Annotated in this window: 13 protein-coding genes; 6 read left to right on the top strand and 7 right to left on the bottom strand. The window is 70.9% G+C overall.

Going from position 1 to position 14,637, the window contains the following annotated elements:
• Nucleotides 1-7 precede the first annotated feature (7 nt).
• From DAI17_RS07105 to DAI17_RS21210, 5 genes are all read right to left on the bottom strand, one after another.
• Nucleotides 8-889 carry a glycosyltransferase family 2 protein gene (locus tag DAI17_RS07105; protein WP_107772190.1) on the bottom strand — a complete coding sequence of 294 codons (882 nt, stop codon included), beginning with the start codon at nt 887-889 and terminating at the stop codon, nt 8-10.
• Nucleotides 886-1,947 carry a hypothetical protein gene (locus DAI17_RS07100; RefSeq protein WP_107772189.1) on the bottom strand — a complete coding sequence of 354 codons (1,062 nt, stop codon included), beginning with the start codon at nt 1,945-1,947 and terminating at the stop codon, nt 886-888. The genes DAI17_RS07105 and DAI17_RS07100 overlap by 4 nt, the downstream gene beginning before the upstream one ends.
• Before the next feature lie 125 nt (nt 1,948-2,072).
• On the bottom strand, nt 2,073-4,052 hold the full coding sequence (locus DAI17_RS07095; protein ID WP_107772188.1) for an endonuclease/exonuclease/phosphatase family protein: 1,980 nt from the start codon (nt 4,050-4,052) through the stop codon (nt 2,073-2,075).
• Nucleotides 4,053-4,235: 183 nt separating this feature from the next.
• Nucleotides 4,236-5,633 (bottom strand): phospholipase D-like domain-containing protein, encoded by a 1,398-nt coding sequence (locus DAI17_RS07090; RefSeq protein WP_199904977.1) that lies wholly within the window; start codon nt 5,631-5,633, stop codon nt 4,236-4,238.
• A 120-nt stretch (nt 5,634-5,753) separates the two neighbouring features.
• Nucleotides 5,754-6,197: a hypothetical protein gene (locus DAI17_RS21210; RefSeq protein ID WP_199904976.1), complete on the bottom strand. Its 444-nt coding sequence runs from the start codon at nt 6,195-6,197 to the stop codon at nt 5,754-5,756.
• 113 nt (nt 6,198-6,310) lie between these two features.
• On the opposite strand from DAI17_RS21210, the gene DAI17_RS07080 reads away from it, so the two are divergent.
• The 4 genes from DAI17_RS07080 to DAI17_RS07065 are packed head-to-tail and all read left to right on the top strand — an operon-like array spanning nt 6,311 to nt 9,602.
• Entirely contained in the window at nt 6,311-7,600 is a 1,290-nt protein-coding gene (locus tag DAI17_RS07080) for a magnesium transporter MgtE N-terminal domain-containing protein (protein ID WP_107772186.1), read from the top strand.
• Complete coding sequence (locus tag DAI17_RS07075) at nt 7,597-8,121, top strand: DUF1003 domain-containing protein (RefSeq protein ID WP_107772185.1); 525 nt, start codon at nt 7,597-7,599, stop codon at nt 8,119-8,121. Before DAI17_RS07080 ends, DAI17_RS07075 begins: the two co-directional genes overlap by 4 nt.
• 11 nt (nt 8,122-8,132) lie before the next feature.
• Nucleotides 8,133-9,278 carry an Mrp/NBP35 family ATP-binding protein gene (locus DAI17_RS07070; protein ID WP_107772184.1) on the top strand — a complete coding sequence of 382 codons (1,146 nt, stop codon included), beginning with the start codon at nt 8,133-8,135 and terminating at the stop codon, nt 9,276-9,278.
• 3 nt (nt 9,279-9,281) lie between these two features.
• The gene (locus DAI17_RS07065) at nt 9,282-9,602 is read left to right on the top strand and encodes a sec-independent translocase (protein WP_107772183.1); all 321 of its coding nucleotides are present in this window, start codon (nt 9,282-9,284) and stop codon (nt 9,600-9,602) included.
• A gap of 4 nt (nt 9,603-9,606) precedes the next feature.
• Here DAI17_RS07065 and DAI17_RS07060 read toward each other — a convergent pair whose 3' ends face one another.
• A complete protein-coding gene (locus DAI17_RS07060; protein WP_107772182.1) occupies nt 9,607-10,137 on the bottom strand; it encodes a hypothetical protein in 531 nt (176 codons plus the stop codon).
• An 89-nt stretch (nt 10,138-10,226) separates the two neighbouring features.
• Between DAI17_RS07060 and DAI17_RS21205 the strand changes: the two genes are divergently transcribed.
• Both DAI17_RS21205 and DAI17_RS07050 read left to right on the top strand, forming a co-directional pair.
• Complete coding sequence (locus DAI17_RS21205) at nt 10,227-10,943, top strand: LysM peptidoglycan-binding domain-containing protein (RefSeq protein WP_199904975.1); 717 nt, start codon at nt 10,227-10,229, stop codon at nt 10,941-10,943.
• A 65-nt stretch (nt 10,944-11,008) separates the two neighbouring features.
• A complete protein-coding gene (locus DAI17_RS07050) occupies nt 11,009-11,539 on the top strand; it encodes an Rv3235 family protein (protein WP_159081395.1) in 531 nt (176 codons plus the stop codon).
• 192 nt (nt 11,540-11,731) lie between these two features.
• On the opposite strand, the gene secA is transcribed toward DAI17_RS07050, so the two are convergent.
• Nucleotides 11,732-14,569: a preprotein translocase subunit SecA gene (secA, locus tag DAI17_RS07045; protein ID WP_107772179.1), complete on the bottom strand. Its 2,838-nt coding sequence runs from the start codon at nt 14,567-14,569 to the stop codon at nt 11,732-11,734.
• Nucleotides 14,570-14,637: the final 68 nt, after the last annotated feature.

Here is a 14,637-nt window from a genome sequence, read left to right as displayed (position 1 = left end):
GTGCGGCTCACACCCGGCCGAGGAAGCGGTCGGGGATCCGGACGAAGGGACGGTTGCGCATGGCCTGCACCTGTCCCCCGCCGACCGCCCGCCAGATGTCGGGCGCACTCTGCTCGACGATGGTGGGCAGCTTCTTCAGCGGCGGGCCGAACGGCTTGACCGCGTCGTGGTCGATGTCGGCGGTGATCTCGTCGAGCAGGTCGACCATGTCGCCGCCGCTGCGCTCCCAGCTCGTCCGGGCGGCGCGGCCCTCGGTCGTGAACATCTCGTGGCGCCGGTCGGCCACCGCCTGGAGGTGGTCGCGGTCGGCGAACTTCATGTGGAACATGAACAGCTCGGGGTCGACCTCGAAGGGGCACTTGATCCCGTGCGACGCGAGCGCCCAGTTGGCCGGCTCCCACTTGAGGGAGGGCTTGCACATCAGCGGCAGGAACTTGGCCAGCCGGCGCTGCCCCAGGATCGGCTCGCCGTCGACCAGCGCGGGCTCGCGCGCGACGTCGTGGACGACGTTGAGCCCCATCACGCCGATGGCCTGCCGGCCCTCGCGCGCGGCGACGAAGTGGCGCAGCGACTCGTGCACCTTGGGGTCGGCGACGATGAACTCGTCCACGTCGCAGAAGATCGCGGCGTCGTACGCCTCGAGCAGGCCGGCCGAGAGACCGCCCAGCATCCCCATCCGCGCCGGCTCGAAGGACTTCTTGCTGGTGAGCGGCGGGATGCGCAGCACAGTGCACGGCAGGTCGTCGGTGGACCCGTCGGAGCTGTTGTCGTCGACGACCACGAGGTTGTCGACGCCGACCTCGCGCGAGTAGTGGTCCACCCAGCGCCGCAGCATGGTGCCCTCGTCGCGGGCCATCGTGATGACGGCGACGTGCGGGAGCGAGCTCATCGGTCGGCCTTCCTGAGCCGGGCGATCCGACGCCGGTGCTTGCCCTCGCGCTCGACGCCGATCTGCACCATCCGCGAGAGCCCCTCCATGGCGGCCTCGAGCTGCTGCTGGGTGGAGACCTGCGAGGGGTGCACGCCCGGGACCGGCTTGGGGAGCAGCTCGTCGAGGTCGCCGACCACCCGGTGGCGCTGCTTGCGCAACGCGGCCACCTCGGCGGCGCCGCGCTTCATCACCCAGCGCTCGTCCAGCCCGAGCCGGGGCTCCTGGCCCTGCCGGGACACCAGCCCGCGCTTGGTGAGGAGGTGCTTGACCAGCAGGTCGTAGTACTTGTCGTCGGTGAAGCCGTCGGCCTCGAGCAACGCGTTGAGGTGCTGCAGCGTCATCGCGGTCGCCAGCCCGATCGAGGGATTGGCGCGCACGTCGAGCTCGAACGCCTGCGGGTCGAGCTGCAGCACCTGCGCGAAGCGCTCCCACAGCAGGCTCGACGGGGCGCCCTTGGGGGGCACCGTCATGAGCGTGAAGTGGTCCTCGCCGACCGCGTCGGCCCAGCGCCGCGCGATCTCGGCGAGCCCCTGGTGGTTCCAGAAGTTGCGCGCCACCGGCTGCGAGCGGTCCTCGGACCGCACGGCGGCGAGGTAGGCGTCCCAGTCGACCGCCGACCCGTTCTGCACCGACTCCAGCCACATGGCCGCGATGTTGCGGGCGAGGTCGCGACCGGTGAGCACCACCTGGAGGTCCCCCTGCAGGGCGTCGCGCAGCAGCTCGATCTTGGCGGTGGCCCGGGGCGCCAGGAACTCCATCGAGACGACCGCGGTGCCCGGCGTCGCGTTGATCTCGTCGACCAGCGTCAGCCAGGGACCGGCCGGGTCGAGCGGCTCCTGCCGCGGGCCGCCGTGCGCGATGAGGTCCTGCACGGCGGTCACCTGGTCACGCCACCGCTCCCCCGCGAACGAGATGCCGTGCCGGGCCAGGGCCTCCCGGTTGTTGCCCAGGACGTTCTGGATGAAGCTGGTGCCCGACTTCATCGAGCCGATGTGGAGGACGACGCGGTCGGCCACGACTCACTTCCCTTCCACGTGCCGGTGCAGCCGGCCCCGGTTGGCCGGTAGTGCGGGTGCTGCGGTGGTGCCGGGCCCGACCCTACCGAGTCGGACCCGGCACGCTCCGGTCCGGTGGGTCCGCGTCAGGGCAGGCGTACGTCGACCAGCGCCATGTTGTGGTCGGTGACCAGGCTGAGCAGCGGCGGGCGGGTGTACTCGAAGTTGGCGTAGGTCGCCTCGGGCGAGCCGAAGATCCAGTCCACGCGCATCCGGCTGGGCGGGTTGACGCACTTGCCGGTGGCGGCGTCGTACGAACCGCCGAAGGGGCTGACCAGGTCGGTCTTGGAGAGCACCTTGCAGAGGATCTCGCGCTTCTCGTTCATGTCGCCGACGTAGAAGACCGGCGTGCCGGTGGCGCGCAGCTCGTTGATCTTCGCGATCTGCACGTTGGTCGCCTTGTTGCGCTTGAACTGGTAGTCCCACGGCGCGTTGTGCACGTTGATGACGTAGATCTCCTTGCCCGTCACCCGGTGCCGCAGCTTGACGATCGGGCGCGGCAGCTCCTTGGCGATGAACTGGTTCATCATCGTGGTCGCCTCCACCAGCTCCCAGACGCTGGTGCGCCAGGCCAGGGCGGCCTCGGCGGCGTCGTCGCCCGCCTCGGGCCGCGGGTAGACGTCCCAGGTGTTGCGCGAGGCCTTGACCAGGTGCGAGGTCTGGTCGGCGTTGGTCTCCTGCAGGCCCATGATGTCGATGGCCGAGTTGTCCAGCTGGTCGGCCATCCAGGTCATCCGAGTGGTCGACGGGCCGAAGGCGTCGTCGTGCGCGTAGGGACGCGTGTGGCCGTTGCCGAGCGCGTTGACGGTGGCGATGCGGAAGTCGGTGACCCCGCCCGGGTCCGCCGGCGGGAGTGGCTCGACCTCGGTGGGCGACGGGCTGCTCGTCAGGGTGCCGTTGCCGAGCTGGGCGCGGTCGTTCTGGCCCCAGCAGTAGGGCGCCCCGGAGGTCGTGTGCCCGCACACGTGGCGCCACCCGCCCTCGATCTCGCGCATGTCGGCCGGCCCCGCTTCGGGCGAGGTGACGAAGGGCTTGCTGCCGTCGCCGATCACGCCGTAGGCGTTGTTGCCCCAGCACTGGACGCGGGACTTGTCGTCGATGGCGCACGAGGCACCCTCGGTCGTCGTGACGTCGACCGCCTTGAGACCGCCGACGACCTGGCGCGGGGTCGGCGTCGTGGTCACGCTGCCGTCGCCGACCTGGCCGAAGGTGTTGCGGCCCCAGCAGTAGACGCCACCGCTGGTGTTGCGGGCGCAGGTGTGGGTCCACGAGGTGGAGACCTCGGCCCAGTTGCGGCTGGTGCCGACCCGGGCGGGCTTGGACTTGCCGCCGTAGCTGCCCTGGCCGAGCTGGCCGAAGAGGTTGCCGCCCCAGCAGAACAGCGCGCCGTCCTTCTTGGTGGCGCACACGAAGCGGCTGCCGACCGCGACCGACGCCCAGTTCTTGCCCCGCTTGACCAGGGTCGGCTTGGTCCGGACCTTGGCCTTGCCGCCGTCGCCGATCTGGCCCGCGGCGTTGTCGCCCCAGCAGTAGAGCTTGGTCTGCTTGGTGATGCCGCAGGTGTTGAACCAGCCGGCGCTGACCGAGGTCCAGCGCTTGGACTTGGCGACCACGGTCGGGCGCGTGCGCGGCTTGGTGCTCCCGATGCCGAGCTGGCCGCGGTGGTTGACGCCCCAGCAGAAGAGGCGCTGGTTCTTCTTGATGCCGCAGGTGGTGCCGCCGCCGGCCGACACGCGCCGCCACGGCTTGCCCTGGGTCACCCGCTGCGGGGTCGGGGTCTGGGTGCCCTTCTTGCCGTCGCCGAGCTGGCCGAAGGAGTTGCGTCCCCAGCAGACCAGCGACCCGTCGCCGGGCAGGCGGCAGGTGTGCTCGCCCCCGCTCGAGACCGACTCCATCCCGGCCTTGCGCCGCGACAGGCTCGTGGAGAGCCGGGACGAGGAGTCGTCCGTGCTGCCGAGCGTGCTGGTCGACCCGTTCTGGGTCGGCGCGGCCGCTGCGGGGGCGGCCAGGGCCACCGGGGACAGCAGGCTCACGACCAGGGCGATGAGGGCGGCGTACGCCTTCATGGCGACCTCCGAGGTAGGCAGTGCGACGGGCAAGGCATCAGGGGCAACACAAGTCACGGTAAGTCACAATCGTCACAGGAGCCAGACCGCACGCGCCCAATATCCCCAGTGGGAGACGCGACCGGCGGCCGCGAGGTTGCCCTCACGACCGCCGGTCACGTCGTACGCCGCGCATGCGGGGCGTCAGTCCACCGCGGGCTGCATCGCGCCCATGCCCATCTCCTCGCGGACCTGGGCGAAGGGGTCGAAGCCCGCCTGCTGGCGCAGCACGATCTCCTTGATCAGGTCCTGGCCCTGCGGCGGCGGGTTCTTGAACAGCTTGTTGATGAACCTGGAGTAGGACTTCTCCAGCTTCTGGCTGTTGATGATGAAGCCCTGCTCGTCGGACAGCGTGGCCATCCCCGAGAAGTTGGCGCTGCCCTGGTAGACGACGTGCGCCTGCCGGTTGCGCTTGTAGTGCCCGGAGATGGTCAGCGCCTTCATGTGGATGTAGCGGTCCACGAAGCCGTCGCCGTTGGTGTCCTCCAGGATGGTCCGGCTGGGGATGTCCTCCAGCAGCTTCTTGGAGTTCTTGTTGAGCACGCCGTAGACGAGCTTGATGTTGCAGCCCTGCTTGTGCAGGCCCTTGAGCTTCTTGGCGATGGCCGAGCCGGGACGCCCGTTGAAGACCGCCTGCGAGACCCGGATGACGGTGCGACCGTTCTTGCCGGCGTCGCCGCGGGCGCCCTTGCACTTCACCTTGTTCAGCAGCCGGATCACGTTGTGGTTGCGCAGCGGGCCCATCTGGGGGAAGAACCAGCCGTCGAAGTTGCGGTCGTCGAAGGTCCGGAACGCGGGCTTGACCTGCCGGTCGCGCGACATCTCCTTGAACACGGCCTCGTAGCTGTCGTAGGTGCCCTGTCGGCCCTGGACGGTCAGCAGGTCGTTCCACTGGTTGTACGCGGCGGCGTCGGTGAGGTTGGCCGAGGTCGACATGACGACCTGGTTGCGCGCCCCGGTGCGGCTGAACATGAACCACTTGCCGTGCTGGATGCCCTCCTTGCCGCGGCAGGAGTTCTTGCACGTGCGCGCCCAGCTCTTGAGGTAGCCCGGACGCTTCTTGTTGCCCTTCTTCAGCGCCCGCTTGACCTGCCAGTAGTAGCCGCGCGTGCGGCTCTGGTCGTCCGCGAGACCGTTGGCCATGATCAGCCGGACGCTCACGCCGCGCTTGTGGGCGGCGATGATGTCGTTGACGAAGAGCTGGTTGCTGAAGTTCCAGGTGACCAGCTTCATCGACTCGCCCTTGGGCGTGTTGGCGATCGCGTTGCGGATGTAGCGGTTGATCTTGTGCGACTGCTCGGGGTCGCGGGGCTCGTTGAACCGCACGCCCGGGCGGGGGTGCCACGACTTGTCGGCGTCCTCGGTGGGGTCCTCGGTCGGCGTCGTGGTCGGCGCCGGCGTGGTGGGCACCGGGGTCGGCGTCGGCGTAGTGGTGGTCGCGGCAGCGGGCTCACCCCCGGCGACCTGGACCGCGGTGAAGGTCAGCGGCGCGAGGAGCGCCAGCGTGGCGACCGCAGCCGTGATCGGGCGTGTGGACTTCATGGTGATGGGATTCCCCCCAGTGTCGTGACCGTGTTCAGGGTGCTGTGCTCTCTCGTGGCTCTCTCGTGCCGACCGGGACCGCGTCGCGCCGTGGCGGCGCCGCGCCCCGTCGTCCGCGGGTCAGGCCTGGCAGGCCTCGAGAGCTGATTGGAACTGCTCGCTCGTCGCGGTGTCGCCGACGTCGTTGACCCGGTTGCCACGCAGTGCGTAGAAGCGGTCCTCGTGGATGATCATCGGGCTGCCGAAGCCGCACATCTTCTTCTCGGGCTTGACCTCGGTCCCGTCCTCGGAGCACGAGGTGTAGTCCTTGGGCAGGTCGAGGCCGTCGACCCAGACCTCCGAGCACACCGGCAGGCCGTTGGCCGGGTCGGTCGCCGGCTCGGCCGGCGACGCGGACTCGGTGGGCGACTCCGACGGGGTCTCGGTGGCGCTGGACTCCGAGGCGGTCTCCGCTGCCGGTTCCTCGCTGTCCTCGGAACCGCAGGCGCCGAGAACCGACGCACCGAGGACGAGGGTGCAGAGCAGCACGCCCGAGCGGACCGAGCTCTTCAAGGTGGCGACCATGCGATCCACTGTAGGTGACGTCGTGGCCTCCGCGTCATCGTCACGTCGGCACGTCCCGGAGCGGTAGCCTTCGCTGCCGGGACACGATCGAGCACGATCGGAGAGGAGGAGCGATGAGCACCACGCCGACCAGGGTCTTCCTCGCCCGACTCGTCGGTCTCCCGGTCTTCGACCCGCTCGGCGACCAGGTGGCCAAGGTGCGCGACGTCGTCGTGGCCCTGCGCAGCGACACGACCCAGCCGCGGGTGCTGGGCCTGGTCGCGGACGTCTTCGGGCGCAAGCGGATCTTCGTCCCGATGACCCGCGTGACCGCGATCGACTCCGGCCAGGTGCACACCACCGGCCTGCTCAACATGCGTCGTTTCGAGCAGCGCTCGACCGAGACGCTCGTCATGGGCCAGATGCTGGACCGCCAGGTCACCATCACCTCCAACGGCATCACCGGCACCGTGTACGACGTCGGCATGGAGCAGGCGCGCAACCGCGACTGGGTGCTCTCGAGGGTGGCCGTCCAGGAGCCGTCCAAGGGCTTCCGCCGCCGCGGCCAGACGCACATCGTCGAGTGGGGCGAGGTCACCGGCCTGACCCGCCGCCAGGACACGCAAGGCGCCACCCACCTGATCGCGGCGCTCAATGAGATGAAGCCGGCCGACGCGGCCAACATGATCCACGACCTGCCCGCCGAGCGCCGCTCCGCGGTGGTGGCGGCCCTCGACGACGAGCGCCTGGCCGACGTCCTGGAGGAGCTGCCGGACGAGGACCAGGTCGAGATCCTCGAGCACCTCGACTCCGAGCGTGCCGCGGACATCCTCGAAGAGATGTCGGCCGACGACGCCGCCGACCTGATCGCCGACCTCAACCCCGAGACCGCCGCCACGCTGCTGGGCCTCATGGAGCCCGACGAGGCCGACGACGTGCGGCGCCTCATGTCCTACGTCGAGGACACCGCGGGGGCCATGATGACGCCCGAGCCGGTGATCCTCTCCCCCGACGCGACCATCGCCGAGGCGCTGGCCCACGTCCGCGACCCCGAGCTCACCCCGGCCCTCGCCGCCCTCGTCTATGTCTGCCGCCAGCCGCTCGAGACGCCCACCGGCAGGCTGCTGGGGGCCGCCCACATCCAGCGGCTGCTGCGCGAGCCGCCCTCGACCCTGGTCGCCGCGGCCCTGGACGAGTCCCTGGACCCGCTGCGCCCGGACGCCGGCATCGACGAGGTCGCGGCCCACCTCGCGACGTACAACCTCGTCGCCGCGCCCGTCGTCGACGACGAGGGCCGGCTCCTCGGCGCCGTCACCGTGGACGACCTGCTCGACCACATGCTCCCCGACAACTGGCGGGACAACGCCGCCCGCCCCGGCCCGATCACCGCCCGGACGACCCGGCCGCAGGGAGGTGGCCGATGAGCGACTCCCGCGCCCGCGCGCGCCTCGACACCCCGCGCGACGTCCGCCGTCACCTGGTCCGGCGTCCCAGCTACGACGCGGACGCGTTCGGCGTCTTCGCCGAGCAGTTCGCCCGCTTCATGGGGACCGCGCGGTTCCTCCTCTGGATGACGGTCTTCGTCCTGGTGTGGATCACCTGGAACGCCCTGGCCCCCTCCGACCTGCGCTTCGACCCGTTCCCGTTCATCTTCCTGACCCTCATGCTCAGCCTGCAGGCGTCGTACGCCGCCCCGCTGATCCTGCTGGCCCAGAACCGGCAGGAGCAGCGCGACAAGGTCGTGGCCGAGCAGGACCGGCAGGCCAACGCGCGCGCCCACGCCGACATGGAGTTCCTCGCCCGCGAGGTGGCGTCGCTGCGCATGTCGGTCGGCGAGGTCGCCACCCGGGACTTCCTGCGCTCGGAGCTGCGCGGCCTCGTCGGTGACATCGAGGAGCTGACCAAGGCCCGGCCCGAACCCTCCGAGGAACCACGCGGCTCGTAGACTCATCCATCATGAGCACCCCCACGCAGCAGCAGGTCATGGACGCGCTCGCGACCGTGAACGATCCTGAGATCAAGCGGCCCATCACCGAGCTCGGGATGGTCGACTCGGTGGCGGTCGCCGAGGACGGGACGGTCTCGGTCCACGTGCTGCTGACGGTGGCCGGATGCCCGCTCAAGGACACCATCAACCGTGACGTCACCGCGGCCGTCACCGCCGTGCCCGGCGTCACCTCGGTCGACCTCACCCTCGGCGTGATGACGCCCGAGCAGCGGGCCGGCCTCAAGGAGACGCTGGCCGGCGGCCAGGCGCAGCGGGAGATCCCGTTCGCCCAGCCCGGCTCCCTGACCAAGGTCTACGCCATCGCGAGCGGCAAGGGCGGCGTCGGCAAGTCCTCGGTCACCGTCAACCTCGCGCTCGCGCTGGCGGCCCAGGGCCTCAAGGTCGGGGTCGTCGACGCCGACATCTACGGCCACTCCGTGCCGGCCATGCTCGGGGTCGCCGACGCCCGCCCCACCCAGGTCGACGACCTGATCATGCCGGTCCCCACCTCGTCGGGCGTCTCGGTCATCTCCATCGGCATGCTCAAGCCGCGCCGCGACCAGGTGGTGGCGTGGCGTGGTCCCATGCTCGACCGGGCGCTGGTGCAGATGCTGGCCGACGTCTACTGGGGCGACCTCGACGCGCTGCTGCTCGACCTCCCCCCGGGCACCGGCGACATCGCCATCTCGCTGGGCCAGCACCTGCCCAGCGCGGAGGTCGTCGTCGTGACGACCCCGCAGGAGGCGGCGGCCGAGGTCGCCGAGCGCGCCGGCACGATGGCCTCGATGATGCACCAGCGCGTCGTCGGCGTCGTGGAGAACATGAGCTTCCTGACCCTGCCCGACGGCTCCACGATGGAGGTCTTCGGCAGCGGCGGGGGCGACCGCGTCGCCTCGACCCTGTCGCAGCGCTTCGGGTACGACGTGCCGGTCCTGGGTCGCATCCCGCTCGACCCGTCGCTGCGCGAGGGCGGCGACGCCGGCAAGCCGATCGTCGAGTCCGACCCCACGGCACCGGCGGCCGTGGAGCTGCGCTCGGTGGCCGACAAGCTCGCCGGCCGCGGACGCGGACTGGCCGGCATGCAGCTGGGGCTCACCCCGACCGCTAAGTTCTGACCCATGTTCGACGTCGGGCTGCTCGAGCTGGCTGTCATCGCCCTGGTGGCCGTGATCGTCTTCGGCCCCGAGCGGCTGCCCGTGATGGCCAAGCAGGCCGGCGTCATGCTGCGCAAGGCGCGGGCCATGGCCAACTCCGCACGCGACGAGCTGCGCACCGAGCTGGGTCCGGAGTACTCCGACCTCGAGCTGCGCGACCTCGACCCCCGCAACATCGTGCGCAAGCACATCATCGAGGCGATGGAGGACGAGGACGAGCGGCCGCCCCGCCAGCTCGAGCTCGCCGAGGGCCAGCTCCCGCCGTACGACGTCGACGCGACCTGACGCGTCAGCGCGACTGGACCGCCGCGATCGCGTCGAAGGCCACCAGCACCCGCGCGCCCGCGGGCGACTCCACCTCGACGAAGTCGTGACCGACCCGGCGCACGACCGCCTCGTGCTGCGCCCCGTCGGCGAGGTGCACCAGGCACCGTGCTCCCGACTCGGCCAGGCGCCGCAGCGTCGACCCGAGGCCCAACTTCTGCAGCGGTGACCAGGCCACCTCGGGCACGGAGCGGTCCGAGGCGCCGTGGACCGCGTGGATCCGGGCGGTGCGCACGATCCAGTCCTGCTGGTGGCCGCTGAGCAGGCACCAGCCGTCCCCCGTGCGCCGCAGCTCGCCCTCCACCCGGCCCACGCCGGCGACCTCCAGGGCGAGCATGGAGCCGACCGAGGCCACGAGCCTGCTGACGAGCGCGACGTGGTGGTACTCCGCGCGGCTGCGGTCGACGAGCTCGGCGCCGCGCTCCACGTCGTACAGGGCCGAGGCCTGGCCCTCGAGGTCGTCGAAGAGCTCGAAGAGCCGTTCCTCCCAGCGCATGGGGAGCACCCTAGCCTGTGCACAACCCGTTGACACCCGCTCCAAATCTGCTTTGAATGAAGCAAACGCACGCAAACGAAGGGTTCGCGATGTCTCGGGGGAACGGATCGCCGGCGCGGTGCCTGGCCGTCTGGCTGGCGGCCACGCTGGCCTCGGGCGTGGTCCACCGGCTGGCCGGCGCGGCGGCGGCGTCGCTGCTCAGGCCGGAGACCTGGCACGGCAGCTTCGAGGACCTCCTCGTCGCCGTGTGCGCCCTGGCCCTGCTGGTCAGCGCCGCCCACCTGTGGCTGGTGACCACGGCGACCACGATCGGCTTGGTCCGCGGGCGGACTCCCCGTGACGCCGGCGGACTGGCCCGCCGGCTGGTGCTCGTCGCGTGCGGTGCGGCCGTGGTCGCCGGCGTCTCCGGCCCGGCCGTGGCCGGACAGGGTGGCGGCGACCGTCTCGCCGGGCTCCCGCTGCCGGACCGTGCCACCGCAGGCGCGCCGGCGGCCGGCGAGGTCGCCATGCGCACCCCGCGACCCGGGCGAGCCACGCCCACCGCGGCGCCGGCTCGCGCCCTGCACCGCGCACCCGGCACCGTCGACGGGCGTGCCGACGACCGGGTCGTCGTGCGCGAGGGCGACTCGCTCTGGTCGATCGCCGCCGCCCGACTCCCCCGGTCCGCCGGTCCGGGCGAGGTCGACCGGGCCTGGCGGGCGGTCTACGCCGCCAACCGCGCCGAGGTCGGCACCGACCCCGGCCTCATCCGACCGGGGCAGCGGCTACACGTCCCGCCGCTCGGCGACGCCCGGGACGACCGATGAGGCACGACGCCGCGCCCGGCGCGGACACCACCCGCACCACGACCGTCTCGAGGAGAGGAACCGACATGACCACCGCCCGCGACATCCACGACACCCACGCCCGGGTCATCCCCATCCGCCGACCGGTCCCGGTCGCCAGCGTGCAGGGAGCCCTCGCGCTCGACCTGACCCCGCGGCTCGACCCGCCCGTGGCGGAGACGGACCTCTGCGCACCACGGTTCGACCTGGTCACCGTCGACGGCGAGCGCCGCCACCGCCTGGACACCTTCGTGCACCGCTACCTCAGCGCCGCCGTCGAGATCGCCATGGGCGACCGGCCGCTCAGCCAGCTGCTGCGCCACACCGAGCACGGGCTCTACCAGGAGCTCGGGCGTCGGGCCGCCGCAGTGTCGCGGGCAGCCGGCACGACCCCGGGTGCCGGGCGAGGTCGCGGCGCGGTCCGGCCCACCGTCGCCTCGGTCCGCACGAGCCTGGTGGCCGCCGACGCGCTCGAGGTCTCCGCGCGCGTGCGCCACGGCCAGCGCTCGCGGGCGCTCGCCGCCCGCTTCGAGGCGCGCGACGGCCGCTGGCAGTGCGTCGCGCTGGTCTTCGGCTGAGCAGGCGGCTCCGACCGGCGGCCGGCCCACGAGCGGTGCGTCAGCCACCGTCCGGGACACGGCGAGTGTGGCCCAGGCACCGCCGGCCGGCGTGTCACGGCGTACACGCACGACGAGCGGTGAACCAGCCACGTTCCGCGTCGCGCAGAAGGTGGCTGGCCCACCGCTCGGCGGTGTGCTGCGGGAGGGGCGTCAGCCGCCCATCGTGGCGCGGCCCGTGGCCCCGCCGGGGGCGCCGTGGCAGCGCTTGAACTTCTTGCCCGAGCCGCAGGGGCACACGTCGTTGCGCCCGACGCCGGCGAACTCGTCCGCCACCGCCTCGGCCTTGACCTCGACCTCGCCGTCCTCCGACGGGGCGGAGTAGGCCAGGTTGGTCGGCCGCTCCTTGCGCTCGAGGCCACGGGCCCGGAACTGCGGGGCGTGCGACTGCGCCTCGCCCATGTCGATCGCCGGGGCCGCCCCCCCGACCGGCGTCGGCGTCGGCGCCGGCTCGTGGTCGTGCTCGTGGTCGTGGTCGACGTCGTCGCCCTCGTCCTCGGTGATCTCCACCTGGAGGTTGAAGAGGAAGCCGACCGACTCCTCCTTGATGCCGTCCATCATCGCGGTGAACATGTCGAAGCCCTCGCGCTGGTACTCCACGAGCGGGTCGCGCTGGGAGTAGGCACGCAGGTAGATGCCCTCGCGCAGGTAGTCCATCTCGTAGAGGTGCTCGCGCCACTTGCGGTCGAGGACCGAGAGGATCACGCGCCGCTCGAGCTCGCGCATGACCTCGTCGCCCACCTCGGCCTCGCGACGGTCGTACGCCGCCTGGATGTCGGCCTGCAGGTCGGCGATCAGCGCCTCGCGGCTCATCCCCGCGCGCCCGCCGGCCGCCTTCTCGACGCCCTCGGCGGTCAGGCTGACCGGGTAGAGCTGGCCGAGCGCGGTGAAGAGCTTGTCGAGGTCCCAGTCCTCGGCGTAGCCCTCGGTGGAGCCGGCGACGTAGCCGGCGATCACGTCGTCGGCGAAGGTGCGGATCTGCTGCTCGAGGTCGGCGCCCTCGAGCACCCGGCGGCGCTCGCCGTAGATGACCTCGCGCTGGCGGCTCATCACGTCGTCGTACTTGAGGACGTTCTTGCGGGACTCGAAGTTCTGCGACTCGACCTGGCCCTGCGCGCTGGCGATGGCGCCGGTGACGCGCTTGTTCTCGATCGGCACGTCGTCGGGCACCTTGAGCACCTGGAGGACGCGGTCGACCCAGTCGGACTTGAACAGCCGCATCAGCTCGTCCTCGAGGGACAGGTAGAAGCGCGACTCGCCGGGGTCGCCCTGGCGGCCCGACCGACCACGCAGCTGGTTGTCGATGCGGCGCGACTCGTGGCGCTCGGTGCCGACGACGTAGAGGCCGCCGAGCTCCTTGACCTCGTCGTGCTCGGCAGCGACCTGGGCCTTGATCTTCTCGACCATGGCGGGCCAGGCGGCGTCGTACTCCTCGACGTTCTCCACCGGGTCCAGGCCCTGCTTGCGCAGCTCCTGGTCGGCGAGGAAGTCGACGGAGCCGCCGAGCATGATGTCGGTGCCTCGACCGGCCATGTTGGTGGCCACGGTGACCGCGCCCTTGTGGCCGGCCAGGGCGACGACCTTGGCCTCGTCGGCGTGCTGCTTGGCGTTGAGGACGGTGTGCGGGACGCCCTTCTTGCGCAGCAGCCCCGAGAGCAGCTCGGACTTCTCGACCGAGACCGTGCCGACGAGGACCGGCTGGCCGACGGCGTTGCGCTCGGTGATGTCCTCGACGACCGCGAGGTACTTGGCCTCCTCGGTGCGGTAGACCAGGTCGGGCTGGTCGATGCGGGCCATCGGCTTGTTGGTCGGGATCGGGACGACGCCGAGCTTGTAGATCTTGTCGAACTCCGAGGCCTCGGTCATCGCCGTGCCGGTCATGCCGGAGAGCTTGTCGTAGAGGCGGAAGTAGTTCTGCAGGGTGACGGTGGCGAGGGTCTGGTACTCCTCGCGGACGGTCACCCCCTCCTTGGCCTCGATGGCCTGGTGGAGGCCGTCGTTGTAGCGGCGACCGGCCAGCATGCGGCCGGTGTGCTCGTCGACGATGAGCACCTCGCCGTCCATGACGACGTACTCCTTGTCATTGCGGAACAGCTCCTTGGCCTTGATGGAGTTGTTGAGGAAGGAGATGAGCGGGGTGTTGACCGAGTCGTACAGGTTGTCGATGCCCAGGTGGTCCTCGACCCTGGTGATGCCGGGCTCGAGCACCGAGATGGTGCGCTTCTTCTCGTCGACCTCGTAGTCGACGTCCTTGCGCATCGAGCGCGCGATGGTCGCGAACTCGGCGTACCACTTGACCTCGTCCTGCGTCGGGCCGCTGATGATGAGCGGGGTCCGCGCCTCGTCGATGAGGATCGAGTCGACCTCGTCGACGACGGCGAAGTTGTGGCCGCGCTGGACGCAGTCCTCGATCGAGTCGGCCATGTTGTCGCGCAGGTAGTCGAAGCCGAGCTCGTTGTTGGTGCCGTAGGTGATGTCGCAGGCGTAGGCCTCGCGACGCTCCGCCGGGCGCATCGACGGCAGGATCACGCCGACCGTGAGGCCGAGGAAGTGGTGCACGCGGCCCATCTGCTCGGACTGGAACTTCGCGAGGTAGTCGTTGACCGTGACGATGTGGACGCCCTTGCCCTCAAGGGCGTTGAGGTAGGACGGCAGCACGGCCACCAGGGTCTTGCCCTCACCGGTCTTCATCTCGGCGATGTTGCCGAGGTGCAGCGCCGCGGCGCCCATCACCTGGACGTCGAAGGGACGCATCCCCAGCACCCGCTTGGAGGCCTCCCGCACGGTCGCGAACGCCTCGGGCATGATGTCGTCGAGCGTCTCGCCACCGTCGAGCCGCTTGCGGAACTCGTCGGTCATGCCGCGCAGCTCGTCGTCGCTCATCGCGACGAAGTCGTCCTCGATGGCGTTGACGGCCTTGGCGATCGCCTCCAGCTGGCGCAGGATCTTGCCCTCGCCGATGCGGAGGAGCTTGTCGATGATGGCAGGCACGGTGATGCGACTCCGTTGGCTGTGATGGGTCGTACGACGGTCGGGGCGGCCGGAGGGCCGTCGATCAT

The sequence above is a fragment of the Nocardioides sediminis genome, assembly GCF_003047295.1.
Lineage (GTDB): Bacteria > Actinomycetota > Actinomycetes > Propionibacteriales > Nocardioidaceae > Nocardioides > Nocardioides sediminis.
This window is presented reverse-complemented; position numbering and strand designations above follow the sequence as displayed.